Source organism: Enterobacter sp. JS8-1, assembly GCF_049187015.1.
GTDB classification, from domain to species: domain Bacteria; phylum Pseudomonadota; class Gammaproteobacteria; order Enterobacterales; family Enterobacteriaceae; genus Enterobacter; species Enterobacter mori.
The window spans coordinates 4,770,974-4,794,724 of sequence record NZ_CP185805.1 but is presented as its reverse complement, the minus strand read 5'-3'; the positions used below and the strand labels follow the sequence as shown (position 1 = coordinate 4,794,724).

Here is a 23,751-nt window from a genome sequence, read left to right as displayed (position 1 = left end):
CTGCCCGCAGGTTTCCCTGCGGGCGAGCCTTATCAGATATGACGTAAGGTGCTAAACAGATCTGCCCAGTCGCTGTGCTGGCGATAGAACACCGGCGGCTTGCCGAGCGGGGCATCAACGGTCACGTCACCGCCCTGGCAGGTTTCCCCGGTCCACGCGTTGACCCAGCTGTCCTGCGGCAGATAGAGCATCCAGTCGCGGCGGCCCTCTTCATGAACCGGCGCCACCAGCAGATCGCGGCCAAACAGATACTGGTATTTCAGCGTGTAGGCGCGCGCGTCGTCTTCGTAGTGCAGGAACAGCGGGCGCATCACCGGCAGGCCGCTTTTCGCGTTCTGCGCGACGGCGGCCTTGATGTACGGCTTCAGGGTAGTGAAGACGGTGGTCATGCGCGCGAAGTGCGCGATGGTTGCCGCGTCGCCGTCGAACTGCCAGTTATCGCCAGGGCGGTTGCCCTCGTGGGTACGCATCATCGGCGTAAAGGCGCTGAAGTCGCACCAGCGCAGCAGCAGCTCTTTGCTGCGCTTCATATCAAAGAGCGTCGTATAGCCGCCGATGTCGCTGTGGTGCAGGCCGTGCCCGGTCATCGCCAGCGAAAGGGCCGCAGGAACGACGGACGCCAGACCGTCGTCCAGGCTCCAGTCGACGTTCTGATCCCCCGCCCACATCATCACCGAGTGCTTCTGGCTGCCGGTGTAGCCCGCGCGCATGAAGAACAGGATCTCGCCGAGCTTGCCGGTCTCTTCAAGCGCCTCGTAGTTACACTTCGCCCACAGGGCAGGCCAGGCGTTATGCATGATCTCGGCGCTGACGCCGTTGTGCAGGAAGGTATCGGTCGGCAGATATTCCCCGAAGTCGGCCATCCAGCCGCCGCAGCCCAGCGCGATCAGGTTCTTTTTAATAACCTCTTTGTACCAGCCGTAGGCTTCCGGGTTGGTCAGGTCAATAACGCCCGCGTAGAACTCGCCGAACTCGACGTGGTAGTCCTTGCCGTCGGCATCTTTGGTCAGATAGCCGCGCGTTGCCGCCTCTTCGCAGAGATCTTTATCGCTGGCGACGTACGGGTTGATATAGGAGAGGAACTGCACGCCTTCCTGTTTCCACTGCGCAATACGCTCGTCAAGCTGTGGATAAAGCTCGCTGTTCCACTTCCAGTTCCACATCACACGTTTGCCAAAGGAGGTCATGCGAATGCCGGACCAGTCCTGCGCCCAGATGCCGTTCACCTTCACGCCGCCCTGGCGCATAGCGTCGAGCTTCTGCTGACATACCTCGGTGCCGCCCTGAATACCCAGCGTCACGCCGTCGTAAACCCAGTCCGGCAGTTCAGGCTGACGCCCCAGCAGGCCGGTGAGTTTTTCCAGCAGATCGACGTAAGTTTGCGCACATTCGAAGCGCAGCGTGGCGTTATCTTCCCAGAATGCCAGCTCGTGAAAGTCCGGCGCGCTGAAGTCGAAGTTCATGTAGCAGCTGTTGTCCACGTGGCAGTAGTACTTCTGGGTGCTCACGAAGGTGGGCTGCGGGAAGAAGGTCCAGTAGTAGTCGCCGCCCGCGTTCTCTTTGCAGTCGGCCTGCCAGGTCACGTAGGTCTGCTTATTGCGCCCCACGCCCTGCTCGCTGGTCCACAGCGGGAACGGCTTTCCGCGCAGATCGAAGTACGAAAACTGCTCGCCGCAGCCGTAAATATGATCGTCAGGCTTAGCCGCCAGCCGCAGCCAGATGCGGTTATGGCCGGGAGCATCATTTTTAAGCCTCAGCTCCAGCCGGCCTTCCGCATCGACGTCCACCAGCAGCGTCGCGCTCACCGCATCGCCGCGGGTAAAGCGGATCGCCCAGCCCGCGCTTTGCTGCGTGACGGTTGCGTTCGTAAGGGCAATCTTTTCGTTGAGCTTGTCTTTGATGCTGAAGTTGCCGCGAAACATCTCGATATCGGCCTCGCCAGCGCCGATCCACAGGCAAGGCTCAGCCGGGGTGTGGGATAAAATCAGACGGTCCTGCCAGCGCAGGGTAAAACCACTTTCGTTATTTTTTAGGTCAATATTGTGTAGGGTACGCATAAAAACTCCGTCTTTATTATTTGGCCAGGCTATCCAGTAATCCGGCGGCTACGGCAGGCGCTAAGCCCGGCGCCAGCGGCAGGCGGGGGATCACCAGGCAGTGCAGCAGATGGTAAATATCCTGCTTGCCGTCCCAGACTTTGGTGGTTACTTCGTTGTTGGTGTCCAGCTCCTGCCACCAGGAACCGTTCTCGTAATCCATCAGGTATTTGATGGAGTAATCCCACCACTTCTGGTACCAGGCTTCGTACTGCGCCTCGCCAGTCACTGTGTAGAGCGCCCAGGCGGTGCCCATCGCCTCGACGATCGGCCAGCGCACGCGTTCGCGCACGATAGGCTTTCCGTCCCAGTCCACGGAGTAGACAAACCCGTCGGCCCCGTCGGGTGCCCAGGCGTCGCGGATGGTGGCGTGGAACAGCCCTTTCGCATCTTCCAGCAGCCATTCCGGCGGGGTTTCAAAGCGGGCTTCCAGCGCGGCGCGCAGGTGCAGCATCAGGCGGCCCCACTCGATCCAGTGCCCCGGCGTGCCGCCGTAGGCGCGGAAGCGGTGGGCGGGGTTATCGATGTTGTAATCGCGGATTGGGTTCCAGTTCGCATCGAAATGCTCGTTAACGCGATACTCCCCTTTGCGCGCTACGTCGTGAATAATCACCGAGGCGATGCGCAGGGCGCGGTCGAGCCATTTCCGGTCGTGGGTCACGTCATAAACGATCAGGAAAGCTTCCACGGCGTGCATATTGGCGTTACCTCCGCGATAGTCTTCCGTTTTGCTAAAGGCTTCATCCCAGGACTCCAGGCACATCTGCTCCTGTTCGCTCCAGAAATAGCGCTCAATCACCTCGACGGCATCGTCCAGCAGTCTGCGCGCCTCTGGATGGCCTGTGGTCACGGCGCTCGCCGCGCCCAGCAGCACGAAGAAATGCTGATAGCCCTGCTTGGAGGCATCCATCACGCCCTCATCGCTAACGCAGGCATACCAGCCGCCGTGCTGTTTGTCGCGCAGCGGCCCGTTAAGGGCATTAATACCGTGCTCAACAAGGGCATACGCGCCGGGACGGCCCATATTTGCCGCCACCGCGTACACGTGCAGCATGCGGGCGGTGATCCACAGATGGGTGCCCATATCGCTGCGGACCTGGCCGTTATTGCCCAGCCAGCCAAAGCCGGTCGGCACGGCGGCGTTTTTACCGAAATCGAGAATGCGGTCGGTCTCTTGTTCGAGCCAGCGGTTATGGCTCAGGGTGTTAAACCATTTCATGTTCGTGTCCTTTCTTAGCGGCGAGCCATCATTTCGTCGACGATTTCACCCAGACGCTGCAGTTTTGGTACGGCAATATCGCGAAGCATCAGCTCGGTGTCCGGCAGGCCAATCACCGATGACCAGACGGCGCGACCGGCTAAAAAGCCCGATGCCCCCGCCTGCATGGCAACGCTGACGGCGCGCGGGAATAGCTTATCGTCCACCCCGGAGGAGAGGATCACCCACGGCATGGCGATGTTCTCGTTCAGCTTCTGCGAGGCCGCCAGCAGCGCCTGCTGCGTGCCTTTGCCAAACAGCGGCATCTCAACCTTGTAGAGGTCGGCGCCGCTGTCGCCCAGCTCTTTTGCCGCGTCAATAATTGCCTGTTCGCGGTCAAACGCGGCGCCGCAGCGCGGCGGACGTACAACCGGCTCGATAATGCTCAGCAGCCCGTTGTCGTGGCACAGCGTGTTGAATGCGTTCACCATCTCAAGACGCTGCTGCGGATCTTCATCGCTGCGCCATAGCACCAGCAGCTTCAGCGCCTTGCCGCCATCACGTTTGATCGCCTGTGCGTCGATGTTCTTGTCGATCACCACGCTGTCGACCGGGATCCCGTTCCCCGGAATAAACTCGTCGGCCGCCACAATCATCGCGCAGCTTTTGGCAACGGCTTGCTGCTCCACAATCTGGCGATAGCAGAACTGCTGATCGACGAGAATGGCAGAGGCGTACGGCGACAGAATCTTCGCCGCGTTGACCTTAAAATCCGTGAGGTGCTGGTCGGTTACCGGCACCGGCGCGCCTGCCGCAGCAAACATCAGGCGCATCGCTTCGCGCTGGTCCACGGCCAGCATCGCAAAACCGCCGGAAGGTCGGGTGATATCTTTCAGGGTGTACATCGTCATTCCTCAGTCCTTTCGTATCAGTGTGTTTTTTTCAGCCCGGCAGATGCGCGAACCAGTTCAAGAATGGCCGTCCAGTCTTCGCGCCCGCGCCCGGCGGCGCGTGCCTGGTTGTAAACTTCGCGGGAAGCCGCGCCCAGCGGCATTGGGACGTGGAGCTGGTTGGCCACGTCCAGGGCGATCCCCAGATCTTTATGCGCAAGGTCGATCATGAAGGCGGGCGAAAGATCGCCTTTCAGTACTTTGTTCGGCCAGGATGTCGTGAAATGACCTTTACCCGCAGGCGTGCCGCTCATCACCTTGAGCGCCACGTCAAAGGAGAGGCCGAGCGCTTCGCACAGTACGGCCGCCTCTGCCGACAGGGCGTTCAGAGCGATGCTCATGTAGTTATTAATAAGCTTTACGCGAATGCCCATGCCCGGTCCGCCGGCGTTAATCAACTCGTTGCCCATCGCCATTAATACGGGCGTGGCGCGCTCAACCTGCTGCGCCGTGCCGCCTGCTAGCAGGAGCAGCGTGCCGGCGACGGCATGGTCAGAGGTGCGTCCGACGGGCACGTCCATCAGGCTGTAGCCGCGCTCAGCCATCTCGCGGATCAGCGCGTCGGTTTGCAGCGGATGAATGGTGGACATATCAATCACCAGCGCGTCGCGGGATAACCCCTCGCATACACCGTGCTCGCCGAACAGTACGCTGCGTACCAGGTCGCCGTTTGGCAGCATGGTAATCACGAATTCGGCATCCGTTGCGGCCTGCGCTGGCGTTGCCGCCGCCCGCGCGCCGTTCTCCACCAGCGCCTGAACCGCCTGCGGGTTCACATCAAAAACGTTAAGCTGGTGGCCTTGCTTGAGTAGATTCTTCGCCATTGGCGCGCCCATCTGCCCTAAACCGATAAATGCGATTGCTGACATGCCTCTCTCCTGTCACATCGTGTCAATTTTTGCGCGTTTGTGTTGTCTGTTTTTGATCGTATTTGTAATTTATAGTCAAAAAATTGACACGGGTCACTTTTTAAACATTTGATGAAATTAAAATGAAAGCATCAGAAATCGCAGAAGGAATCACCATGACTCGCATCGTTTGTGTCGGCATTACCGTGCTGGATCGCATTTGGTATCTCGATGATTTGCCTAAAGAAGGTGGGAAGTATGTCGCAAAAGACTATACGGAAGTGGGCGGCGGTCCGGCGGCAACTGCGGCGGTGGCGGCGGCAAAACTGGGCGTGGAAGTGGATTTTATTGGTCGGGTAGGGGACGACGATACCGGCAGACGACTGCTCGCGGAGCTGGAATCCCTGGGGGTGAATACCCGCTTTACGCACGTGTTTAAGGGAGCCCGTTCGTCACAGTCGGCGGTGCTGGTAGACGGCAGCGGGGAGCGTGTTATCGCGAACTACCCCAGCCCCGATCTCCCTGCCGCGGCAGACTGGCTGCGTGAAATCGACTTCTCGCAATGGGATATCGTCCTGGCAGACGTGCGCTGGCACGACGGGGCAAAGCAGGCGTTTACCCTTGCCCGCCAGCAGGGCGTGCCGACCTTGCTTGATGCAGACGTCACCCCGCAGGGCATCGCGGAGCTGGTTGCCTTAAGCGATCATGCAGCTTTCTCCGCGCCGGGGCTACGGCGCTTAACGCAGCAGGATGAAACAGAAGACGCGCTGCGAAAAGCACAAACGCTCACAAATGGACATGTGTATGTCACGAAGGGGCGAGACGGCTGCTTCTGGCTGGAAAACGGCGCGTTGTGCCATCAGCCCGGCTTTGAGGTGAAAGTGGTGGATACCACCGGGGCGGGCGACGTTTTCCATGGCGCGCTGGCGGTCAGCCTTGGGCAACAATCGTCCGCAGCTGACGCCGTGCGTTTTGCCAGCGCCGTCGCAGCCCTGAAATGCACAAAGCCCGGCGGGCGCGCGGGTATACCCGACTGTGATCAAACCCGCTCTTTTTTGTCACTTTTTGTATAAAATGCGGAACGTGATGGTATTCAGAGGACAGCCCATGAGCCCTACCGAACTAACCGGCAACCCGCGTCACGATCGGCTGCTGACGCTGATTGCCGATCGCGGCTATATGAACATTGATGAACTGGCGCAGCTGCTGGATGTGTCGACGCAGACGGTGCGCCGGGATATCCGCAAGCTCAGCGAGCAGGGGCTGATCACGCGTCATCATGGCGGCGCGGGCAGGGCATCCAGCGTGGTGAATACCGCATTCGAACAGCGCGAAGTCTCGCTTACCGATGAGAAGCGAGCCATTGCCGAAGCGATTGCTGACTATATCCCGGACGGCTCGACTATTTTCATCACCATCGGGACGACCGTGGAGCATGTTGCCCGGGCGTTGCTTAACCATAATCATCTGCGCATCATCACCAACAGCCTGCGGGTGGCGCATATTCTGTATAAGAACCCGCGCTTCGAAGTGATGGTGCCGGGCGGCACGCTGCGCCCGCACAACGGCGGCATTATCGGCCCGGCGGCAACGGCGTTTGTGTCTGGTTTTCGGGCGGACTATCTCGTGACCAGCGTCGGGGCGATTGAGCACGACGGCGCGATGATGGAGTTTGACGTCAACGAGGCTAGCGTGGTGAAAACCATGATCGTTCACGCCCGCCACATTTTACTGGCGGCCGATCATACGAAATATCAGGCCTCTGCGGCGGTCGAAATCGGCAACGTGGCGCAGGCGACGGCGCTCTTCACAGACCAGCTCCCCGGCTCGGCGCTGCAAAATCATCTTAAATTCAGCAAGGTTGAAATTATTGAAGTGAATTCAGCCGACGAACAGCAGGCAGGTTAACGCTTCTCCTGGCCCGACATTCACGTTCGGGCCATTCCTTTCTTTAAGCTGAATCACACGCATAGCCAAACCTTATCTTTCCCGCTACAGTTACTTTTCCACGGCGAAAGGAGATAAACATGCTTTATATCTTTGACTTAGGAAATGTAATCGTCGATATCGATTTTAATCGGGTGCTGGGCGCATGGAGCGATTTTAGCCGTGTGCCCCTGGCGACGTTAAAACAGAATTTCGCGATGGGTGAGACATTCCACCAGCACGAACGCGGTGAAATCAGCGATGAAGAATTCGCAGAGCGTTTCTGCCATGAAATGGATCTGCCGTTAAGCTACGAGCAGTTTTCCCATGGCTGGCAGGCAGTTTTTGTCGCGATCCGCCCGGAAGTGACCGACATCATGCATAAACTGCGCGAGCAGGGGCATCGCGTGGTGGTGCTGTCAAATACCAACCGCCTGCATACCACGTTTTGGCCGGATGAATACCCGGAGATCCACGCGGCAGCAGATAAAATTTATCTCTCCCAGGAGATGGGCATGCGCAAGCCAGAAGCGCGTATTTATCAGGCGGTTCTGCAGGAAGAAGGATTCTCCGCGGCTGATGCGGTCTTTTTCGACGACAACGCCGATAATATAGAGGGAGCTAACCAGTTAGGTATCACGTCAATTCTGGTGACCGGAAAAGAGACGATACCGAACTATTTTGCGAAGCAGTTATGCTAAAAACCGTTCATCAAAAAGCCACGCACCATACTCGGCCGCTTCGGGCATGGCTGAAGCTGCTCTGGCACCGCATTGATGAGGACAACATGACGACGCTGGCAGGGAATCTCGCCTATGTGTCGTTGCTCTCATTGGTGCCGCTGGTGGCGGTCATCTTTGCCCTGTTTTCCGCGTTTCCGATGTTTGCAGATGTCAGCCTGCAGCTTCGCCATTTTGTTTTTGCAAACTTCATTCCGGCCACCGGCGACGTCATACAGAACTATATTGAGCAGTTTGTCGCCAACTCCAGCAAGATGACGGCGGTGGGCGCCTGCGGCCTCATCGTCACGGCGCTGCTTTTGATGTATTCCATCGACAGTGCCCTCAACACCATCTGGCGAAGTAAAAAAATCCGTCCTAAGGTTTACTCCTTTGCCGTGTACTGGATGATTTTGACCCTCGGTCCGCTGCTGGCGGGGGCGAGTCTGGCGATCAGTTCCTATCTTCTTTCTCTGCGCTGGGCGAGTGACTTAAACAGCGTGATTGATAACGTTCTGCGCATCTTCCCGCTCATTTTATCGTGGCTCTCGTTCTGGCTGCTTTACAGCGTGGTACCGACGACGCGCGTACCTAACCGTGATGCCATCGTTGGAGCGTTGGTCGCAGCCGTGCTCTTCGAGCTGGGCAAGAAAGGTTTCGCGCTTTACATCACCATGTTCCCGTCTTATCAGCTGATTTACGGCGTGCTGGCGGTGATCCCCATTTTGTTTGTCTGGGTCTACTGGACCTGGTGTATCGTCTTGCTTGGTGCCGAAATAACTGTCACTCTCGGAATATACCGCGAACTTAAAAAAGCAGCAGAAGCTGAAAAACAACAAGAAGCAGACCAACCATGATTGCATTGATACAGCGCGTAACCCGTGCCAGCGTCACCGTGGAGGATGAGGTGACGGGTGAAATCGGCCCAGGACTTTTAGTGTTGTTAGGTGTCGAAAAGGATGATGACGAACAAAAAGCCAACCGCCTGTGCGAGCGCGTGCTGGGCTACCGCATCTTTAGCGATGCGGAAGGCAAGATGAACCTCAACGTCCAGCAGGCGGGTGGAAGCGTGCTGGTGGTTTCCCAGTTTACGTTGGCCGCAGATACCGAACGTGGCATGCGGCCTGGTTTTTCTAAAGGTGCTGCGCCAGAACGCGCAGAAGCCCTTTACGAGTACTTTGTTGAGCGCTGCCGTCAGCAGGAAATGAATACGCAAACCGGACGATTCGCTGCAGATATGCAGGTATCGCTGGTGAACGATGGCCCCGTCACATTCTGGCTCCAGGTATGAGCCAACTGGCGGCGTGGCCGCGGGTAACCAGAGAGAGTACAGCTATGTATCACCTTCGAGTACCGCAAACGGAAGAAGAGTTAGAGGTCTACTACCATTTCCGCTGGGAAATGCTGCGCAAACCCTTACACCAACCCAAAGGGTCTGAACGCGACGCCTGGGATGCGATGGCGCACCATCAAATGGTGGTGGATGAAGAGGGTAACCTCGTCGCCGTTGGGCGACTGTATATCAATGCCGACAATGAAGCCTCTATTCGCTTTATGGCGGTTCACCCGTCCGTGCAGGATAAAGGGCTTGGTACCCTGATGGCGATGACGCTGGAGTCCGTCGCCCGTCAGGAAGGCGTTAAGCGCGTCACCTGTAGCGCCCGTGAAGATGCCGTCGAGTTCTTTGCCAAGCTCGGTTTTGTTAACCAGGGCGAAATTACCGCCCCGCAGACCACGCCGATTCGCCACTTTTTGATGATCAAACCCATCGCCACGCTGGATGACATTCTGCATCGCGCGGACTGGTGCGGTCAGCTGCAGCAGGCGTGGTATGAGCACATCCCGCTCAGTGAAAAAATGGGCGTGCGCATTCAGCAGTACACAGGGCAGAAATTTATTACCACCATGCCGGAGATCGGCAACCAAAATCCGCACCACACCCTTTTTGCAGGCAGTCTCTTCTCGCTGGCGACCCTGACCGGCTGGGGGCTCATCTGGCTAATGCTGCGCGAGCGTCATCTGGGCGGCACCATTATTCTTGCTGATGCACATATTCGCTACAGCGCCCCCATCAGCGGCAAGCCGAGCGCGGTGGCCGATCTCGGTGCACTGGGTGGCGATCTTGACCGTCTGGCGCGAGGCCGCAAAGCGCGCGTACAGATGCAGGTTGAGCTGTTTGGCGATGAAACGGCGGGCGCGGTGTTTGAAGGAACGTATATCGTCCTCCCGGCGAAGCCCTACGGCGCGTATGAAGAGGGCGGGAACGAGGAGGAGTAGTCTCTCCCCGTTTTATCGCCGGGCGGCACTGATCCGCCAGGCGATATCCCGTATAACGTCTCGCGCTGACTGGCTAATTCCACCAAGCTGGAAAAAGCCATGTATTACCCCCAGCCATCGCTGAGCGGTACACGTCACCCCTTGCTCCGTGAGGCGCTGAAACAGCGCCTCTCCCTCATCGCATAACGGGTCGTATTCAGCGGTAACGATATGGACAGCCGGCAGGCCGCTGAAGTCTTCCCGCCACAGCGGGCTCACTTCAGGATGCTGAAGGTCGGCTCCAGCCAGATATATTTCATAGCCGCTCAGCAGGGTATCGCGAGTAATCACGTAATCCATGCCGTTGAGGGTATAGCTTTCAAAACTGGCCGTGGCGTCGAGCATGGGATAGATAAGAATAAGCTGCGCAGGTTGCCACAGCCCTTTAACCTTAAGCCGCAGCGCCGTTACCAGCGCCAGATGCCCTCCTGCGCTGTCTCCACAGAGGGTGAGCCGGTTCTTATCCACGCCTAATTCGTCTGCATACTGCCAGACCAGATTCGCACCTCTTTCAGCATCGTCATGTGCGGCGGGGAAGGTATGCTCCGGAGCCAGCCTGTACTGAATCGCAATCACCCGGCAATTGCCGTAGCAGGCTAACTGACGGAGCTGGTTGTCATGGGTATCAAAGCCGCCGCTGATAAAACATCCGCCGTGGTAGTAGATGGCAGCAGGCAATATTTCAGGCGCATTGAGAGGTGAAAATACCCGAATGGTAAGACCCTCAAGAACAAGCGTCTCCACCTGAACGCGCGTTTCGGTCTTCCCGGCAAGCTCCGTGCTGGCAATATAACCTGCTCGTCGCACCTCAATGCCCTGGCGACGTGAAGAGGGCCGACCTGCAGCGATAAACCCCTGAACCAGTTGAGTAATACCCTGTTCCAGCGCCATGAAAACACCCTTTTTACTGTATGGATGAACAGTTTTATAGCCTGGTTTGATTCAAAAGAAAACAAGAATATTGTCGCGGATTAAAATCTGGAAAGTGCCTCGCAAATGGCAGGAAAACTATTGCCAGGGACTTTAACCCTACTGAAAGAAAGCGTATGTTGCCTTGAAAACATACAAGAGTGATATACTAAGGTGATATATGAGTCTTTTGGCGGACCTTGATATGGGCAGAATACTGATCGATTTGTCTGATGACGTGATTCAGCGACTGGATAACCTGAAGCAGCTGCGTAACCGGCCCCGCGCCGAATTGCTACGGGAAGCTATTGAGCAATATCTCGACCAGCAGAGTTCATCGGTTATCCGCGATGCGCTTGGCCTGTGGGGAAACCAGCAGGAAGATGGGCTTGAGTATGAACGCAAGCTGCGTGAGGAGTGGTAATCATGGAGCACATGGCAGTGTTTGATACCAATATTCTCATCGATCTTTTTAATAATCGCGTTGAGGCGGCGGATGCCATTGATCGCACGGCGTCGCATAGAGCCATTAGCCTGATCACGTGGATGGAAGTCATGGTGGGCGCGCGCAAGCACGGACATGAAGCAAAAACGGCGGCTGTGATGGGGGCTTTTGAAATTATTGAGATCTCGCGGGAGATTGCTGAAAGAAGCGTATTACTCCGCGAGAAGCACGGCATGAAGCTGCCCGATGCCATCATTCTGGCTACCGCTCAGAGCAGAAGTTGCCCGTTAATCTCACGCAATACGAAAGACTTTTCGGGCATTGCCGGGGTCGTTTCACCTTACCAGCTGTAGGCCGGGCAAGCACGCGCCGCCCGGCACTCTCACAGGAGATTACTCCCCTTCACCCGGGAACAGGAACGGGTTAATCGAGCTGCGGGCAAAGCCCTCTTGCTCCATCTTCGCATCCAGAATCAGCGAGGCGAGATCGTCGGCCACCGCTTCGACTTTCGGGTCTTTTTCCTGATACAGAATCTTCAGGTAGGTTCCGCAGTCGCCGCAGCTTTCCGCTTTCACCGCCGCTTCTTCATTTTCCAGCGACCAGTAGTTCAGATCACGGGTCTGCTCGCAGTTGCTGCACTTGATGCGCACCACGTGCCACTCGGTTTCACACAGGTTGCAGTGCAGGTAGCGCAGCCCCTGAGTGGTACCGATTTGTACCATGCTGGAGACCGGCATTGACCCGCAGACCGGGCAGAACTGACGCGCTTCACCGTATTCGGCGCGGGCTTTGCCCGGGATCAGGCTTGCCATTTGCGCCCAGTAGAGCGACAGCGCGGCCCAGATAAACGGCGCTTTATCACTGCTGACCAGAGAGAAGTCAGAGGCAAACAGCGCGCTCGCCATCTCTTCCAGCTCCAGGTCAGAGGCTTTTTCCAGATTCTCGATAACCGCCAGCGCGGTACCGCTCATCTCCGGCTTCAGCTCGGCAATCAGCGAATGCAGCAGCTTTTGCCAGTGCTTGTCGCGCGGCAGGACGTGAATGTCCAGCGGCGGCTTGCCCTGCGCGTTGGCTTCTTTGATGCGCGCGGTCAGGTCCATTTGCAGCGGGTGGTCGTACAGCACCACTTCCTGCGCGTGGGCAACCAGCGCAGCAAAGCGCAGAAAATCACCCAGCGGGTTGTTCTCTGCCAGCTCGCGCAGACGCTCTGCGCGGCGGTTGTAGAGGTTCTTGAGTCTGGGGAATAACAACGGCGGAATATAATCCGCCGTGCGTTTCTCGCTCGACCCCAGCTCATCTTGCGGGATTATGCGAATACTCATTCAGATGACTTTTCCTGTTTCTGGCGGACTTCACGGTACCAGCGTGGGTGATGTTTCTTCGCCCACGTACTGGTTACCCATCCTTCCACCATCGCGGTAATGGTGCCTTTCACCCAAAGGGCGGCGTAGATATGCACCATGATAACCACAATTAACGCCACTGCGGCAAATGAATGCAGCATCAGCGCGAATCGGATCACCGGGATTGAGAAAGCAGGCGCAAAGTACGGACGCCAGATGATCACGCCGCTGACCAGCAACAGGACCAGGAAGATAATCGCCGCCCAGAATACGCATTTCTGGCCGAAGTTATAACGCCCGGTATCACCTACTTCCTCGTTGACGACGATCTTACGAATATTCTTCGCCCAAAAGATATCATCCCGATTGATTAGGTTATGGTGCCAGTAGCGGAAAAACATGATGATAAACGAGGCAAACATCACCACACCCACAAACGGGTGAAGGATGCGCGCCAGCTGCGGCGTGCCCAGTACCTGCATCAGCCAGTTGAAGGACGGGAAGAAGAACCCCAGCCCGCTTATCGCCGCCAGCATGAAGCAGAAGGCGGTGACCCAGTGGTTGATGCGTTCCGGCGCGGTGTAGCGCACGATGGTGTCACGTTTTCTCATTTGCGCACCTCGTCTTTCTCTTCATGCAGGTTGTCGTCTTCCTCTTCCGCACGGTTCGGACCAACGCCGACGTAGTGGAAGATGCTCGCTGCGAAGGTGGCAGCAAAACCTACCGCTGCCAGCGGTTTCCAGATGCCTTTCCAGAACTTCACGGTGGCGCTGATTTCCGGGTTCTCCGGCAGGCCGTGATACAGGTTCGGCTTGTCGGCGTGGTGCAGCACGTACATCACGTGCGTACCGCCAACCCCGGCCGGATCGTACAGGCCCGCGTTGTCGTAACCACGGGTTTTCAGCTCGCCCACGCGCTCTGCCGCCAGCGTTTTCATATCCTCTTTGGAGCCAAAGTGGATAGCGCCGGTTGGGCAGGTCTTCACGCACGCGGGCTCCTGGCCGACGGTGACGCGGTCAACGCACAGCGTGCATTTGTAGACGCGGTTGTCTTCCGGGTTCAGGCGAGGTACGTCGAACGGACAGCCCGCGATGCAGTAGCCGCAGCCGATGCACTGCTCGGACTGGAAGTCGACGATGCCGTTAGCATACTGAATGATAGCCCCTTCTGACGGACATGCCTTCAGGCAGCCCGGATCCGCACAGTGCATACAACCGTCTTTGCGGATAAGCCATTCCAGTTTGTCGTTCTGCTCCACTTCCGAGAAACGCATCACCGTCCAGGACTTGGCGGTCAGGTCCGCCGGGTTGTCGTACACCCCGACGTTGTGACCCACTTCGTCACGCAGATCGTTCCACTCTGAACAGGCCACCTGACAGGCTTTACAGCCGATACAGGTGGTCACGTCGATGAGCTTCGCCACTTCCTGCTGGTGGTCCCGCGCCTGAGGCGCGGGCGTGAAACTGTTTGTCGCGGAACGACGGATAATGTCTTGAGATTGATAAGCCATAAGTCGTCTCCGTTACACCTTTTCCACGTTCACGAGGAAGGCCTTAAACTCCGGCGTCTGCGTGTTCGCATCGCCGACGAACGGCGTCAGGGTGTTCGCAATGAACCCTTTCTTCGCCACGCCCTCATAGCCCCAGTGGATCGGAATACCGATGGTATCTACCTGCTGACCGTGAACGTTCAGCGTGCGAATACGCTTGGTCACCACCGCCTTGGCTTTGATATAGCCGCGGTTAGAGGAGACCTTCACGGTATCGCCATGGGCGATGCCGAGCTTGCCCGCCAGCTTCTCGCCGATCTCCACAAACTGTTCCGGCTGCGCGATGGCGTTAAGCAACGCGTGCTTGGTCCAGTAGTGGAAGTGCTCGGTCAGACGGTAGGTGGTGCCCACGTACGGGAACTTGTCTTTTTTACCCAGCGCGTCGAAATCGCCCTTAAAGATACGGGCTGCCGGGTTAGAGACCACGTTCGGGTGCAGCGGGTTGGTGCCCAGCGGCGTCTCAAACGGCTCATAGTGTTCCGGGAACGGTCCTTCCGCCATCTTATCGATAGCAAACAGGCGTCCCATCCCTTCTGGCTGCATGATAAACGGCCCAACGTCGCTGCCCGGTGCGGCAGTGCTGTAGTCCGGAATATCCACGCCGCCCCATTTCGCGCCGTCCCACTTCAGAAGCTGACGCTTCGGATCCCACGGGTTACCCTGCGGGTCAGCGGATGCGCGGTTATAGAGGATGCGGCGGTTGAGCGGCCACGCCCATGCCCAGCCCAGCGTATTGCCGAGGCCCGACGGGTCGGCGTTATCGCGGTTGGCCATCTGGTTGCCTTTCGGCGTCCAGCTACCGGCAAAGATCCAGCAACCGCTGGAGGTTGTGCCGTCATCGCGCAGGTGTGCGAAGGTGCTGAGCTGATCGCCTTTCTTCGCCAGCACGGTACCGGTGGCCGGGTCGATAACGTCCGCCAGCGCCTTACCGTTGCTCTCCATCGCCACTTCTTCTGGCGCAGGATTTTCCGGCGTCGAGTAGTTCCAGCTCATGTTCAGCACCGGTTCCGGATTCGCGCCGCCTTCTGCCGCATACATCTTACGCAGGCGTAAGAAGATACCGGCCAGGATCTCGCCGTCGTTCATGGCGATGCCCGGGGCGTCCGCGCCTTTCCAGTGCCACTGCAGCCAGCGTCCGGAGTTGACGATAGAACCGTTCTCTTCCGCGAAGCAGGTCGATGGCAGACGGAACACTTCGGTCTGAATCTTCGATGGATCGACGTCGTTCGATTCACCATGGTTCTGCCAGAAGGTCGAGGTCTCGGTATTGAGCGGGTCAATCGTCACCAGGAACTTCAGCTTCGACAGGGACTCAACAACCTTGTTCTTGTTCGGGAACGAGGCAACCGGGTTAAAGCCCTGGCACAGATAGCCGTTCACTTTGCCCTGGTGCATCATCTCGAAATACTGCAGAACGTCGTAGCCTTTGTCCCACTTCGGCAGCCAGTCAAAGCCCCAGCTGTTTTCAGCCGTCGCTTTGTCGCCGAAGAAGGCTTTCATCATTGAGACGAAGAACTTCGGATAGTTGCCCCAGTAGTTTACCTGGCCTTCGAGCAGCGGTTTAGGCGTGCTGGCCGTCAGGTAGGTTTGCAGGTCGGTCTGCTTCTCGCTTGGCAGGTTCATGTAACCCGGCAAGCTTTGAGACAGCAGGCCGAGGTCGGTCAGACCCTGAATGTTGGAGTGACCGCGCAGGGCGTTCACGCCGCCGCCTGCCATCCCCATGTTGCCGAGCAGGAGCTGAACCATCGCCATGGTACGGATGTTCTGCGCGCCGATGGAGTGCTGCGTCCAGCCGAGGGCATACAGGAACGACGCGGTTTTGTCTTTCGCGCTGGTCTCGGCGATAAGCTCGCACACCTTGAGGAAGTCCGCCTTCGGCGTACCGCAGATGTTTTCGACAACCTCCGGCGTGTAGCGGGAAACGTGCTCTTTCAGCAGGTTCCACACGCAGCGCGGGTGTTGCAGGGTGGTGTCGCGCTTCGCAAAGCCTTTCTCATCCAGCTCGTAGTTCCAGCTGGTTTTGTCGTATTTGCGTTTCTCGGCATCGTAACCGCTGAACAGGCCATCTTCGAAGTGGTAATCCTCACGCACGATCAGGCTGGCGTTGGTATAGGCTTCGGTGTATTCGCGGTTATATTTTTCGTTGGTCATCAGGTACAGCAATACGCCTGACAGGAAAGTGATGTCAGTACCTGAACGAATAGGGGTGTAGAAATCCGCCACTGACGCAGTACGCGTAAAGCGGGGATCGATCACAATCAGTTTCGCACCGTTGTGGATTTTGGCTTCCATCGCCCAGCGGAACCCGACAGGGTGCGCTTCAGCGGCGTTACCGCCCATCACCACAATGAGGTTGGCGTTCTTGATGTCGACCCAGTGGTTGGTCATCGCACCGCGACCAAATGTTGGAGCAAGACTTGCTACCGTTGGTCCGTGTCAGACACGCGCCTGGTTGTCGACCGCGAGCATACCGAGTGCGCGCGTAAATTTCTGGGTTAAATAACCGGTTTCGTTGCTGGAAGCAGAGGCACACAGCATCCCGGTGGAGAGCCAGCGGTTGACCGTGACGCCGTCGGCGTTCTTCTCAACAAAGTTGGCATCGCGGTCTTCTTTAATATGTTTTGCGATGCGGTCGAACGCCTCTTCCCAGCTGATTTGCTGCCATTTGTCGGAGCCAGGCGCGCGGTATTCTGGGAATTTGAGGCGGCTTTCGGAGTGGATAAAGTCCACCAGGCCGGCCCCTTTGGGGCACAATGCGCCGCGGTTGACCGGATGATCCGGGTCGCCTTCGATATGGAAAATAGACGCTTTGGCGTTTTTAGCACCGTCGCCGAGGCTATACATCAACAGCCCGCAACCGACAGAGCAGTACGTACAGGTGTTACGGGTTTCACGGGTGCGCAGCAGTTTATACTGCCGCGTTTCCGCCAGCGCTACGCCGGGCGCAAAGCCCAGTGCCGCTGCCGTGGTGCCTGCCATACCGCCAGCGCAGATCTTAAAGAACTGCCTTCTGCTGACCTGCATGGGTCACTCCTTGTTTCGACATTGCTTACATATGTAGTTTTAACTTCGCGGTTGAGAATTGACCGCAAAGGAGAAAAATTTGCGTTAATCCCTCAATTCCACGAGGGATATCATCAGAATACCACAATGTCGGTACGACTGTTCCAATGGCGTTAAAACAAAGTGAACGTATTATCACCCTGTTGACTATAAAGTGTGATATCAATCACATTATTAACCCCGCATGTTAAAGGGGTGTAGCATGCGTTTTGTTGCACCTCTCACAAGTGAGTAGGTAAACTTGATGCTGAAAAGTTGATCCATACTATGCGTAAGCCCTGTTGTTTGTGATGCAATAGCAGGCTCACCTCCGTGGTTGTTCAGGAATACCGTCGTGTCTAAACAAAACCGTGCTACCCACCCGTCACCACTGCCTGCGGGCGTTGTGGAACGGGTGGTACACAGACCGCCCCACATTACCCATGCCACGCCCGATTTTCTGGCGGAAGAGGTGCCCGTTGCGCTCGTTTACAACGGTATCTCGCACGTGGTGATGATGGCTTCGCCGAAAGATCTTGAGCTGTTCGCCATCGGTTTTTCCCTCTCGGAAGGCATCATCGACCATCCGCAGGAGATCTACGGCATGGACGTGGTGAAGGCGTGTAACGGCCTTGAAGTGCAAATCGAGCTTTCCAGCCGCCGCTTTATGGGGTTAAAAGAGCGTCGGCGCGCGCTGGCCGGACGCACCGGCTGCGGCGTGTGTGGTGTTGAGCAGCTCAACGATATCGGCAAGCCCGTTACGCCACTGCCGTTTACCCAGACGTTTAACCTCGCCAACCTCGATAAGGCACTGGAACACCTCAACGATGTACAGCCCATCGGTCAGCTGAGCGGCTGTACGCACGCGGCGGCGTGGGTTCTGCCATCGGGTGACATTATCGGTGGTCACGAAGACGTGGGCCGCCACGTGGCGCTGGATAAGTTGCTCGGTCGCCGCGCGCGTGAAAATGACGTCTGGCAGCAGGGGGCAGCGCTCGTTTCCAGCCGCGCCAGCTACGAGATGGTGCAGAAAGCCGCCATGTGCGGCGTGGAAATTCTGTTTGCGGTCTCAGCGGCAACGACGCTGGCGGTAGAAGTGGCAGAACGCTGTAACCTGACGCTGGTGGGGTTCTGCAAGCCTGGAAGGGCGACGATTTACACGCACTCACAGCGACTAATTGTTAATCAGTAATTTTGAAAGAGAATAGCAAATCCTTCCGCTTTTAGTTGATCGGGATGAGGTCTAGTATTTATCTCATCAAGGCACGGTGCCTTACCTAAACAACTTAATGAAAGGGTTTATCTCATGAAAAGCATCAAAACTTTTGTCGCTGTAATCGCTCTGGCTGCTTCTTTCGGTTCTTTCGCTGCGCAGACAGTAACCGCTTCCGCCTCTACGCTGGACGGTGCAGAAGCAAAAATTGCTGCACAGGCTCAGGAAGCAGGTGCATCATCGTACAAAATTACCCAGGCATTCACCGGTAACCGCGTACACATGACCGCTGAACTGACCAAGTAAGCTGTATTGCCACTGTCCCTTGCTCTTCGGAGCGGGGACTGGTGTAAATCAAAAGTCATTCCTCTTCTCGCTTGCAAAGGCGTTAACTTATCTCCCTTCTCTATCTTCATTCCTTTTTATTACTCGTCGTTAAATAATCTTAATAAATAAATTGTCTGATAAGCATTTCGATAACATAATTTCCTTCAATGCTTTTAAGTCGCCGGTGTTCTTTATATTCATATACCAAATGATTGATCTCAATGGTTAAGGCATTCCTCAGGTGTAAATCCTAAAGATGACTCAGGCAATTGATAGAGGTTATTGATGCTGGTATTTTTCTGTAATTAATATTGTTTATCGATACCCTTGGTCAAATGCCTGCATTTGGCTTTCTTTTGTATTTCACCTTAATAAGGAAATTGAATGAACGCGCATATCAAAAAAGGAGTGCTGGCCACGGTGTTAGCAATGTCGGTTAATACAGCCATGGCTGCACAAAGCATTGATATTAAGGTCACCGGTAAAATCCTCCCATCCTCCTGTACCCCCTCCTTCCCAAGCGGCGGAGGTATTGCTGACTTCGGTTCGATGAAAGTAGCAGCACTCAACGCAACTAGCGTGACACCGTTATCGGAACAGAAAGAAGTGCCAATTACCATCACCTGTGAAGAAGACACGCGTGTTGCGGTGAAATTTACCGATGCGCGTGATGCCTCTTCCCCAACTGAAGGCATCTCATTTAATAGCTTTGCTGGCTCCCCTCAATTTGCTTTTGGGCTGGGAACGTATAACGGTAAAAACATTGGTGCCTATGCGTTAGCTATACCCCGCATTCAAGGTGCTAACACCAACGATGCTGGTGACACACTTTATCCGATGCTTAGTTTAGATGGGGGTAACGGCTGGGGATATAGAGGTAATGAGTATCTGCAAATTACCAGTGATAATCGTGAAATTTATGGATTTGGTACAGAGCGCTCTAGTGGCGTACTTTCACCACAAAGTAAGATCAACTTTAAGGTTGTTATTGAGGCCACAATTAACCCAACCAACGATTTAAACGTCACGGATGAAGTGACGCTGGACGGTTTATCCAACGTTGAGCTGGTTTACCTCTGATTACCAGCACTGCTGATAATTCACTGCTCCTCAGATTCGGGGAGCAGTCTCCATCAATATTAACGGATTAATATTATGATTCTCTCTAAAAAAACGTTGCTCTGCGTTTGCCTGTTTTCGTCGTTGCAGACATTTGCCGCCGGTATGGTGCCAGATACGTCACTGCTGTTAATTAACGAAGACGAGCGGGGAGCGAACATGGATGTGAAAAATAGCGACGATACCGCCCAGCTTCTCTATACCCGCATTGTCGATTTACCGGACGATCCCACGCCCGGTGTCATTGTCACTCAACCGGTGGTGCGCGTAAATGCCGGTAAAACGCAGCGTGTCCGCTTTGTCTTAAAAGACAGCGCGGAAAAATTAAAAACAGAACACCTAAAGCGCGTCATTTTTTCCACTATTCCGCAACGAGAGCAGAATAAAGTAAAAATGGTTTTCAGCCAGAATCTGCCCATCATTATTCGCCCGGCAGGCCTCGACGTGAATATGGAACCCTGGAAAGAACTGCGCTGGCAGATGAAAAACGGCAACCTGACGGTACTAAACGATACGCCTTATGTAGTGCGTATGGAGCAACACGCAAAATTATTACCGTCCGGAATTAAGGTCAAATTTGACAAAAGCTATATTCTTCCCGGCCAGACGATGACCGCGACGTCAGAAAACAAAATATCCGGGCAAAGTAACAAGGTAGAAATGTACCCTGCTACCCGCTTTGGCTATAAAACCAGTGCTTACGTTGCTGAATTAAAATAATAATACCCGACGGAGTGGCCATGAAAAATCCCCCCTGCAAAACAGGCGTGCTGGCATTTTGCCTGAGCTCGGTGGCATTCGGCATTCGTGCAGAAATTCTGCCAACGGCAGCGCCCGCTGTGGAGCTGGCAAGAGCCTTATTCGATACCGAAGCGTTAAAAGAGAGTGGCCTCGATCCGGCAATTGCTGACTATTATGCCGGCGCCCCGCGATTTATGCCGGGTTATCATAATGTCACTGTGCTTATTAACGGGAAAAAGCACGGCATTATGCCCGTAAAATTTAATGAAGAGGGTCTTCCCTGTATTGATGGCGAATTTCTGGACGGCGCCGGATTATATAAAAAACTCAAGCGTGAAACGTGCCCCTTAATTCATCAGTACTGGAAAAACGCAACGGTGGTCACTTCTCCAGACGTAGATGAAATTTCACTGGTTGTTCCGCCAGAGGCTATCGATCCGGAAAGCGGCCGCCAGGTGGCTGACGTACGCGGCGGGCATGCGGCTATGTTGAACTACTCCCTATTTGGCACCCATTACGACTTCGATGATGATACATCCGATCGCTTCCAGTCTTCGTTTGAGTTTGGCTTTAACGCCGGCGACTGGATTGTCCGTAGTTCGCAGTTTATCAGCGACGGCAGCGGCATGGCGTTCGAGAGCGAATCGCTTTACACCTACGCACAGCGCACCTTTACCGACTACGGCGTGATGGTGCAGGGGGGGCAAATTAACATCGCCAACAGCCGCTTCAGTATCCCCGGGATTTATGGCGTACAGATGATGCCGGATAACGCTCTCCTTCCGGGTTATAGCAGCGGTATTGAGGTTAGCGGTATTGCCCGCAACCCCCAAGCGCGCGTGGATATTCGCCAGGGTGGACAACTGATCTTCTCCACGCTGGTGCCAGCCGGGCCGTTTACCTTAAGCGATGTGCCCATTGCTAACCTGAACACGGATTTAAACGTCACGGTGACAGAAACCGACGGCAGCGAAAGCCATTTTACGGTTGCCGCCAGCACCTTCCGTAGCAACCACGTGGGCCGTGCGCCGGGGTTTTCACTGGCCGTCGGGCGTGCGGAGGACATGGAGACAAACTTTACGCAGCCGTGGATTGTCGCCGCGTCAAACGGCTGGTCCATTAACAACCGGATGAACTTTCTCGCTGGCATGGTGATGGCGGATAACCACTATTACGGTTTCTCAGCCAATATTGACACCGTGCCGATGCAGCATATGTATGCCTCGCTGGGTTTACTCGGCTCCATTGATAATCTCTCGCAAACTGATGGTAACAAAACCACGCTGGATCTCGGCTATGCATTGCCGTGGGGGCTCGGGCTGTCTCTTGGCGGAAGCTACGGTACGCCGAAGTATCGCGAGATGCAGGAGCTCTACAGCGACGACGACGATTACTCGACCACGAAATACGACACCAACGTTGGCGTGAGCTGGTCGAATCCGACGCTGGGGCGTTTCTCTCTGAGCTATTACAACAACCAGACCTGGAACAGCGAATACGACAGCCGCCGCATCATTTCGTCGTGGTCCCAGTCATACCGCTATTTCAACGTCAGCTTAAACTGGGAATCTGACATCAGTAGCGGTGACAAGAGCACCAGCGACAACGATATGTTTTATGTGAACGTCTCTGTGCCTTTGGGGCGCTCCGGCGTTTCTACCAACAGCTGGTACCGTGAAAACGAGGGCAAAGCCTCTTACGGCACCCGTGCAATGGGTTCACTTAACGACGAAAACACCTACACGGTGGGCATCTCTCAGGATCACGATGACAGCGTAACTAACTGGGATGGTTCGCTGAACAGTAACCTGCACTACACCACGCTCGCGGTGGGGTTAGGGGGCGACAATGAAAGCAACCGCAACTCCTCGATCGCGTTAAGCGGCGGTATTGTCGCGCACAGTGATGGCGTCACCTTCTCACCTTATCCGGTAACAGACACCTATGCGGTTGTGGCGCTGGACAAGCCCGTTGCCGGGGTGGCAATAGGTACCCCGCGCGGTAACGTCTGGACGGACAAATGGGGCAGAGCGGTTGTGCCCGCCCTGACACCGTTCAGTGAAAGCACGGTTGAAATAGATACCCAAAGCCTGCCGGGAAACCTGGACGTCAGCAACGGCCATGCGTCGCTGAAGGCCTCCCACGGTGCGTTTGCCCACTGGAAGTTCACCACGCTTAGCCAGCGCCGCGTGCTGCTGAACATTACGCGCGCGGACGGCACGCCGTTACCGAAAGGTGTCTCTGTTGTGAACGGTAAAGGGGAGTACATCACCTCTGCACCGGAGGATGGCATCATCTTCCTGAATGATATTTCAGCCAGCCAGACGCTGTATGTGAAGCAGGATAATGACCGTTGCACGCTGAGTTTCTCCTTGCCGGAAGCGGACCCTACTCAATTCTACGAGGAGATAAACGGAAAATGTCTCTGATTATTCATCGCATGTGTTTACTGCTTATTGCCTGTGTCACCCTCAGCCATACCTCCTTAGTCCTGGCAGAAGAGGAATGCCAGGTTGTCTCTTCGGTGAAGAATATCAATAACGGCCTCCTGCGTCGGGAGACGATGCGCGAGGTCACTACGGAAATTGGCGGAAAAAGTTACCGGGGCTACGCCTCGCCAGAGCGTGAAATCCAGGTGTCGGTGATCTGCCCGGACGTGCGCAAGATCCGTCTGCTGGTGGACGGCCCGGCTCGTGGAAATAAGGCGTATCGCTTCAGCGATAACGGTGTGCTAAAAATCACTGCGAAAGAGGCCCGCATGGATAGTGGAGCCGTGCAGCTGACAGCCGTGCCGCGCGGATCGGCGCAGATTACCGCTGGCGCGGCGGAGGTCGCGCTGCCGCCGGATATGTCTCTCGTGGCGGTAAACGGCAGTGAAGTGGCGGGCAAACAGCTGGTCGTTACGCTTTCTGTGACTACCTATCTGAACGATAACGCGTTTAAGACGGGCAATACGGCGGAACTCGAAGAAATGCTGACGGTGAATTACGTTACCCTCGCGGCGCAGTAA

General features: G+C 55.9%; 23 protein-coding genes. 14 read left to right on the top strand and 9 right to left on the bottom strand.

Features of this window, described 5'->3' with window-relative positions; translation table 11 throughout:
* Window positions 1-32: 32 nt before the first annotated feature.
* Genes ACOQH0_RS22850 through yihU form a run of 4 tightly spaced genes read right to left on the bottom strand, consistent with a single transcriptional unit; the run spans window position 33 to window position 5,113 of the window.
* On the bottom strand, window positions 33-2,057 hold the full coding sequence (locus tag ACOQH0_RS22850) for an alpha-glucosidase (protein WP_421511262.1): 2,025 nt from the start codon (window positions 2,055-2,057) through the stop codon (window positions 33-35).
* A gap of 16 nt (window positions 2,058-2,073) precedes the next feature.
* Window positions 2,074-3,315, bottom strand: a complete 1,242-nt coding sequence (yihS, locus tag ACOQH0_RS22845; protein WP_421511261.1) for a sulfoquinovose isomerase — start codon at window positions 3,313-3,315, stop codon at window positions 2,074-2,076.
* Window positions 3,316-3,329: 14 nt separating this feature from the next.
* Window positions 3,330-4,205 carry a sulfofructosephosphate aldolase gene (yihT, locus tag ACOQH0_RS22840; RefSeq protein ID WP_421511260.1) on the bottom strand — a complete coding sequence of 292 codons (876 nt, stop codon included), beginning with the start codon at window positions 4,203-4,205 and terminating at the stop codon, window positions 3,330-3,332.
* A gap of 17 nt (window positions 4,206-4,222) precedes the next feature.
* Window positions 4,223-5,113 (bottom strand): sulfolactaldehyde 3-reductase, encoded by an 891-nt coding sequence (gene yihU / locus ACOQH0_RS22835; RefSeq protein ID WP_407586217.1) that lies wholly within the window; start codon window positions 5,111-5,113, stop codon window positions 4,223-4,225.
* A gap of 155 nt (window positions 5,114-5,268) precedes the next feature.
* Here yihU and ACOQH0_RS22830 point away from each other — a divergent pair, with 155 nt between their 5' ends.
* The 6 genes from ACOQH0_RS22830 (at window position 5,269) to fabY (ending at window position 10,014) form a co-directional block, all read left to right on the top strand.
* Window positions 5,269-6,165, top strand: coding sequence for a sugar kinase (locus ACOQH0_RS22830; protein ID WP_421511259.1), 897 nt, complete (start codon window positions 5,269-5,271; stop codon window positions 6,163-6,165).
* A 34-nt stretch (window positions 6,166-6,199) separates the two neighbouring features.
* On the top strand, window positions 6,200-7,000 hold the full coding sequence (locus ACOQH0_RS22825; protein WP_421511258.1) for a DeoR/GlpR family DNA-binding transcription regulator: 801 nt from the start codon (window positions 6,200-6,202) through the stop codon (window positions 6,998-7,000).
* A gap of 119 nt (window positions 7,001-7,119) precedes the next feature.
* A complete protein-coding gene (gene yihX / locus ACOQH0_RS22820; protein WP_010436834.1) occupies window positions 7,120-7,719 on the top strand; it encodes a glucose-1-phosphatase in 600 nt (199 codons plus the stop codon).
* Window positions 7,713-8,594: a virulence factor BrkB family protein gene (locus tag ACOQH0_RS22815; RefSeq protein ID WP_010436837.1), complete on the top strand. Its 882-nt coding sequence runs from the start codon at window positions 7,713-7,715 to the stop codon at window positions 8,592-8,594. The genes yihX and ACOQH0_RS22815 overlap by 7 nt, the downstream gene beginning before the upstream one ends.
* Entirely contained in the window at window positions 8,591-9,028 is a 438-nt protein-coding gene (dtd, locus tag ACOQH0_RS22810; RefSeq protein ID WP_108417975.1) for a D-aminoacyl-tRNA deacylase, read from the top strand. The genes ACOQH0_RS22815 and dtd overlap by 4 nt, the downstream gene beginning before the upstream one ends.
* A gap of 44 nt (window positions 9,029-9,072) precedes the next feature.
* The gene (fabY, locus tag ACOQH0_RS22805; RefSeq protein ID WP_010436842.1) at window positions 9,073-10,014 is read left to right on the top strand and encodes a fatty acid biosynthesis protein FabY; all 942 of its coding nucleotides are present in this window, start codon (window positions 9,073-9,075) and stop codon (window positions 10,012-10,014) included.
* A gap of 12 nt (window positions 10,015-10,026) precedes the next feature.
* Here fabY and ACOQH0_RS22800 read toward each other — a convergent pair whose 3' ends face one another.
* Window positions 10,027-10,944 carry an alpha/beta hydrolase gene (locus ACOQH0_RS22800; protein WP_421511257.1) on the bottom strand — a complete coding sequence of 306 codons (918 nt, stop codon included), beginning with the start codon at window positions 10,942-10,944 and terminating at the stop codon, window positions 10,027-10,029.
* 199 nt (window positions 10,945-11,143) lie between these two features.
* Between ACOQH0_RS22800 and ACOQH0_RS22795 the strand changes: the two genes are divergently transcribed.
* Together ACOQH0_RS22795 and ACOQH0_RS22790 are read left to right on the top strand one after the other, a co-directional pair.
* Window positions 11,144-11,386 (top strand): ribbon-helix-helix protein, CopG family, encoded by a 243-nt coding sequence (locus ACOQH0_RS22795; RefSeq protein ID WP_010436846.1) that lies wholly within the window; start codon window positions 11,144-11,146, stop codon window positions 11,384-11,386.
* A 2-nt stretch (window positions 11,387-11,388) separates the two neighbouring features.
* The gene (locus ACOQH0_RS22790; protein WP_237845167.1) at window positions 11,389-11,760 is read left to right on the top strand and encodes a type II toxin-antitoxin system VapC family toxin; all 372 of its coding nucleotides are present in this window, start codon (window positions 11,389-11,391) and stop codon (window positions 11,758-11,760) included.
* 39 nt (window positions 11,761-11,799) lie between these two features.
* On the opposite strand, the gene fdhE is transcribed toward ACOQH0_RS22790, so the two are convergent.
* From fdhE to fdnG, 4 genes are read right to left on the bottom strand one after another with little or no spacing between them, the layout of a single operon-like run.
* Window positions 11,800-12,729: a formate dehydrogenase accessory protein FdhE gene (gene fdhE / locus ACOQH0_RS22785; protein WP_010436850.1), complete on the bottom strand. Its 930-nt coding sequence runs from the start codon at window positions 12,727-12,729 to the stop codon at window positions 11,800-11,802.
* Window positions 12,726-13,361 (bottom strand): formate dehydrogenase cytochrome b556 subunit, encoded by a 636-nt coding sequence (gene fdoI, locus ACOQH0_RS22780; protein ID WP_010436852.1) that lies wholly within the window; start codon window positions 13,359-13,361, stop codon window positions 12,726-12,728. The genes fdhE and fdoI overlap by 4 nt, the downstream gene beginning before the upstream one ends.
* Window positions 13,358-14,260 (bottom strand): formate dehydrogenase subunit beta, encoded by a 903-nt coding sequence (fdxH, locus tag ACOQH0_RS22775; RefSeq protein WP_010436855.1) that lies wholly within the window; start codon window positions 14,258-14,260, stop codon window positions 13,358-13,360. Before fdxH ends, fdoI begins: the two co-directional genes overlap by 4 nt.
* A 12-nt stretch (window positions 14,261-14,272) precedes the next feature.
* Window positions 14,273-17,323, bottom strand: coding sequence for a formate dehydrogenase-N subunit alpha (gene fdnG, locus ACOQH0_RS22770; RefSeq protein ID WP_148400120.1), 3,051 nt, complete (start codon window positions 17,321-17,323; stop codon window positions 14,273-14,275).
* Window positions 17,324-17,696: 373 nt separating this feature from the next.
* Here fdnG and fdhD point away from each other — a divergent pair, with 373 nt between their 5' ends.
* From fdhD to ACOQH0_RS22740, 6 genes are all read left to right on the top strand, one after another.
* Window positions 17,697-18,533, top strand: a complete 837-nt coding sequence (gene fdhD, locus ACOQH0_RS22765; RefSeq protein ID WP_421511256.1) for a formate dehydrogenase accessory sulfurtransferase FdhD — start codon at window positions 17,697-17,699, stop codon at window positions 18,531-18,533.
* A 114-nt stretch (window positions 18,534-18,647) separates the two neighbouring features.
* Window positions 18,648-18,860, top strand: a complete 213-nt coding sequence (locus tag ACOQH0_RS22760; protein ID WP_047360318.1) for a DUF1471 domain-containing protein — start codon at window positions 18,648-18,650, stop codon at window positions 18,858-18,860.
* A gap of 405 nt (window positions 18,861-19,265) precedes the next feature.
* Complete coding sequence (locus ACOQH0_RS22755) at window positions 19,266-19,961, top strand: DUF1120 domain-containing protein (protein WP_421511255.1); 696 nt, start codon at window positions 19,266-19,268, stop codon at window positions 19,959-19,961.
* 75 nt (window positions 19,962-20,036) lie between these two features.
* The gene (locus ACOQH0_RS22750) at window positions 20,037-20,720 is read left to right on the top strand and encodes a fimbria/pilus chaperone family protein (protein WP_421511254.1); all 684 of its coding nucleotides are present in this window, start codon (window positions 20,037-20,039) and stop codon (window positions 20,718-20,720) included.
* A gap of 20 nt (window positions 20,721-20,740) precedes the next feature.
* Window positions 20,741-23,170 (top strand): fimbrial biogenesis outer membrane usher protein, encoded by a 2,430-nt coding sequence (locus tag ACOQH0_RS22745; protein ID WP_421511253.1) that lies wholly within the window; start codon window positions 20,741-20,743, stop codon window positions 23,168-23,170.
* The gene (locus ACOQH0_RS22740; RefSeq protein ID WP_421511252.1) at window positions 23,161-23,751 is read left to right on the top strand and encodes a hypothetical protein; all 591 of its coding nucleotides are present in this window, start codon (window positions 23,161-23,163) and stop codon (window positions 23,749-23,751) included. Before ACOQH0_RS22745 ends, ACOQH0_RS22740 begins: the two co-directional genes overlap by 10 nt.

What these genes read in the sequence shown, in the direction of transcription:
- ACOQH0_RS22755 (WP_421511255.1), top strand. Translation starts at nt 19,266, where the DNA reads ATGAACGCGCATATCAAAAAAGGAGTGCTGGCCACGGTGTTAGCAATG.
- fabY (WP_010436842.1), top strand. Translation starts at nt 9,073, where the DNA reads ATGTATCACCTTCGAGTACCGCAAACGGAAGAAGAGTTAGAGGTCTAC.
- ACOQH0_RS22825 (WP_421511258.1), top strand. Translation starts at nt 6,200, where the DNA reads ATGAGCCCTACCGAACTAACCGGCAACCCGCGTCACGATCGGCTGCTG.
- yihS (WP_421511261.1), bottom strand. Translation starts at nt 3,315, where the DNA reads ATGAAATGGTTTAACACCCTGAGCCATAACCGCTGGCTCGAACAAGAG.
- ACOQH0_RS22740 (WP_421511252.1), top strand. Translation starts at nt 23,161, where the DNA reads ATGTCTCTGATTATTCATCGCATGTGTTTACTGCTTATTGCCTGTGTC.
- yihX (WP_010436834.1), top strand. Translation starts at nt 7,120, where the DNA reads ATGCTTTATATCTTTGACTTAGGAAATGTAATCGTCGATATCGATTTT.
- fdhE (WP_010436850.1), bottom strand. Translation starts at nt 12,729, where the DNA reads ATGAGTATTCGCATAATCCCGCAAGATGAGCTGGGGTCGAGCGAGAAA.
- fdoI (WP_010436852.1), bottom strand. Translation starts at nt 13,361, where the DNA reads ATGAGAAAACGTGACACCATCGTGCGCTACACCGCGCCGGAACGCATC.
- ACOQH0_RS22760 (WP_047360318.1), top strand. Translation starts at nt 18,648, where the DNA reads ATGAAAAGCATCAAAACTTTTGTCGCTGTAATCGCTCTGGCTGCTTCT.
- ACOQH0_RS22830 (WP_421511259.1), top strand. Translation starts at nt 5,269, where the DNA reads ATGACTCGCATCGTTTGTGTCGGCATTACCGTGCTGGATCGCATTTGG.
- ACOQH0_RS22750 (WP_421511254.1), top strand. Translation starts at nt 20,037, where the DNA reads ATGATTCTCTCTAAAAAAACGTTGCTCTGCGTTTGCCTGTTTTCGTCG.
- ACOQH0_RS22850 (WP_421511262.1), bottom strand. Translation starts at nt 2,057, where the DNA reads ATGCGTACCCTACACAATATTGACCTAAAAAATAACGAAAGTGGTTTT.
- fdxH (WP_010436855.1), bottom strand. Translation starts at nt 14,260, where the DNA reads ATGGCTTATCAATCTCAAGACATTATCCGTCGTTCCGCGACAAACAGT.
- ACOQH0_RS22795 (WP_010436846.1), top strand. Translation starts at nt 11,144, where the DNA reads ATGAGTCTTTTGGCGGACCTTGATATGGGCAGAATACTGATCGATTTG.
- ACOQH0_RS22790 (WP_237845167.1), top strand. Translation starts at nt 11,389, where the DNA reads ATGGAGCACATGGCAGTGTTTGATACCAATATTCTCATCGATCTTTTT.
- ACOQH0_RS22815 (WP_010436837.1), top strand. Translation starts at nt 7,713, where the DNA reads ATGCTAAAAACCGTTCATCAAAAAGCCACGCACCATACTCGGCCGCTT.
- dtd (WP_108417975.1), top strand. Translation starts at nt 8,591, where the DNA reads ATGATTGCATTGATACAGCGCGTAACCCGTGCCAGCGTCACCGTGGAG.
- ACOQH0_RS22745 (WP_421511253.1), top strand. Translation starts at nt 20,741, where the DNA reads ATGAAAAATCCCCCCTGCAAAACAGGCGTGCTGGCATTTTGCCTGAGC.
- yihT (WP_421511260.1), bottom strand. Translation starts at nt 4,205, where the DNA reads ATGACGATGTACACCCTGAAAGATATCACCCGACCTTCCGGCGGTTTT.
- ACOQH0_RS22800 (WP_421511257.1), bottom strand. Translation starts at nt 10,944, where the DNA reads ATGGCGCTGGAACAGGGTATTACTCAACTGGTTCAGGGGTTTATCGCT.
- yihU (WP_407586217.1), bottom strand. Translation starts at nt 5,113, where the DNA reads ATGTCAGCAATCGCATTTATCGGTTTAGGGCAGATGGGCGCGCCAATG.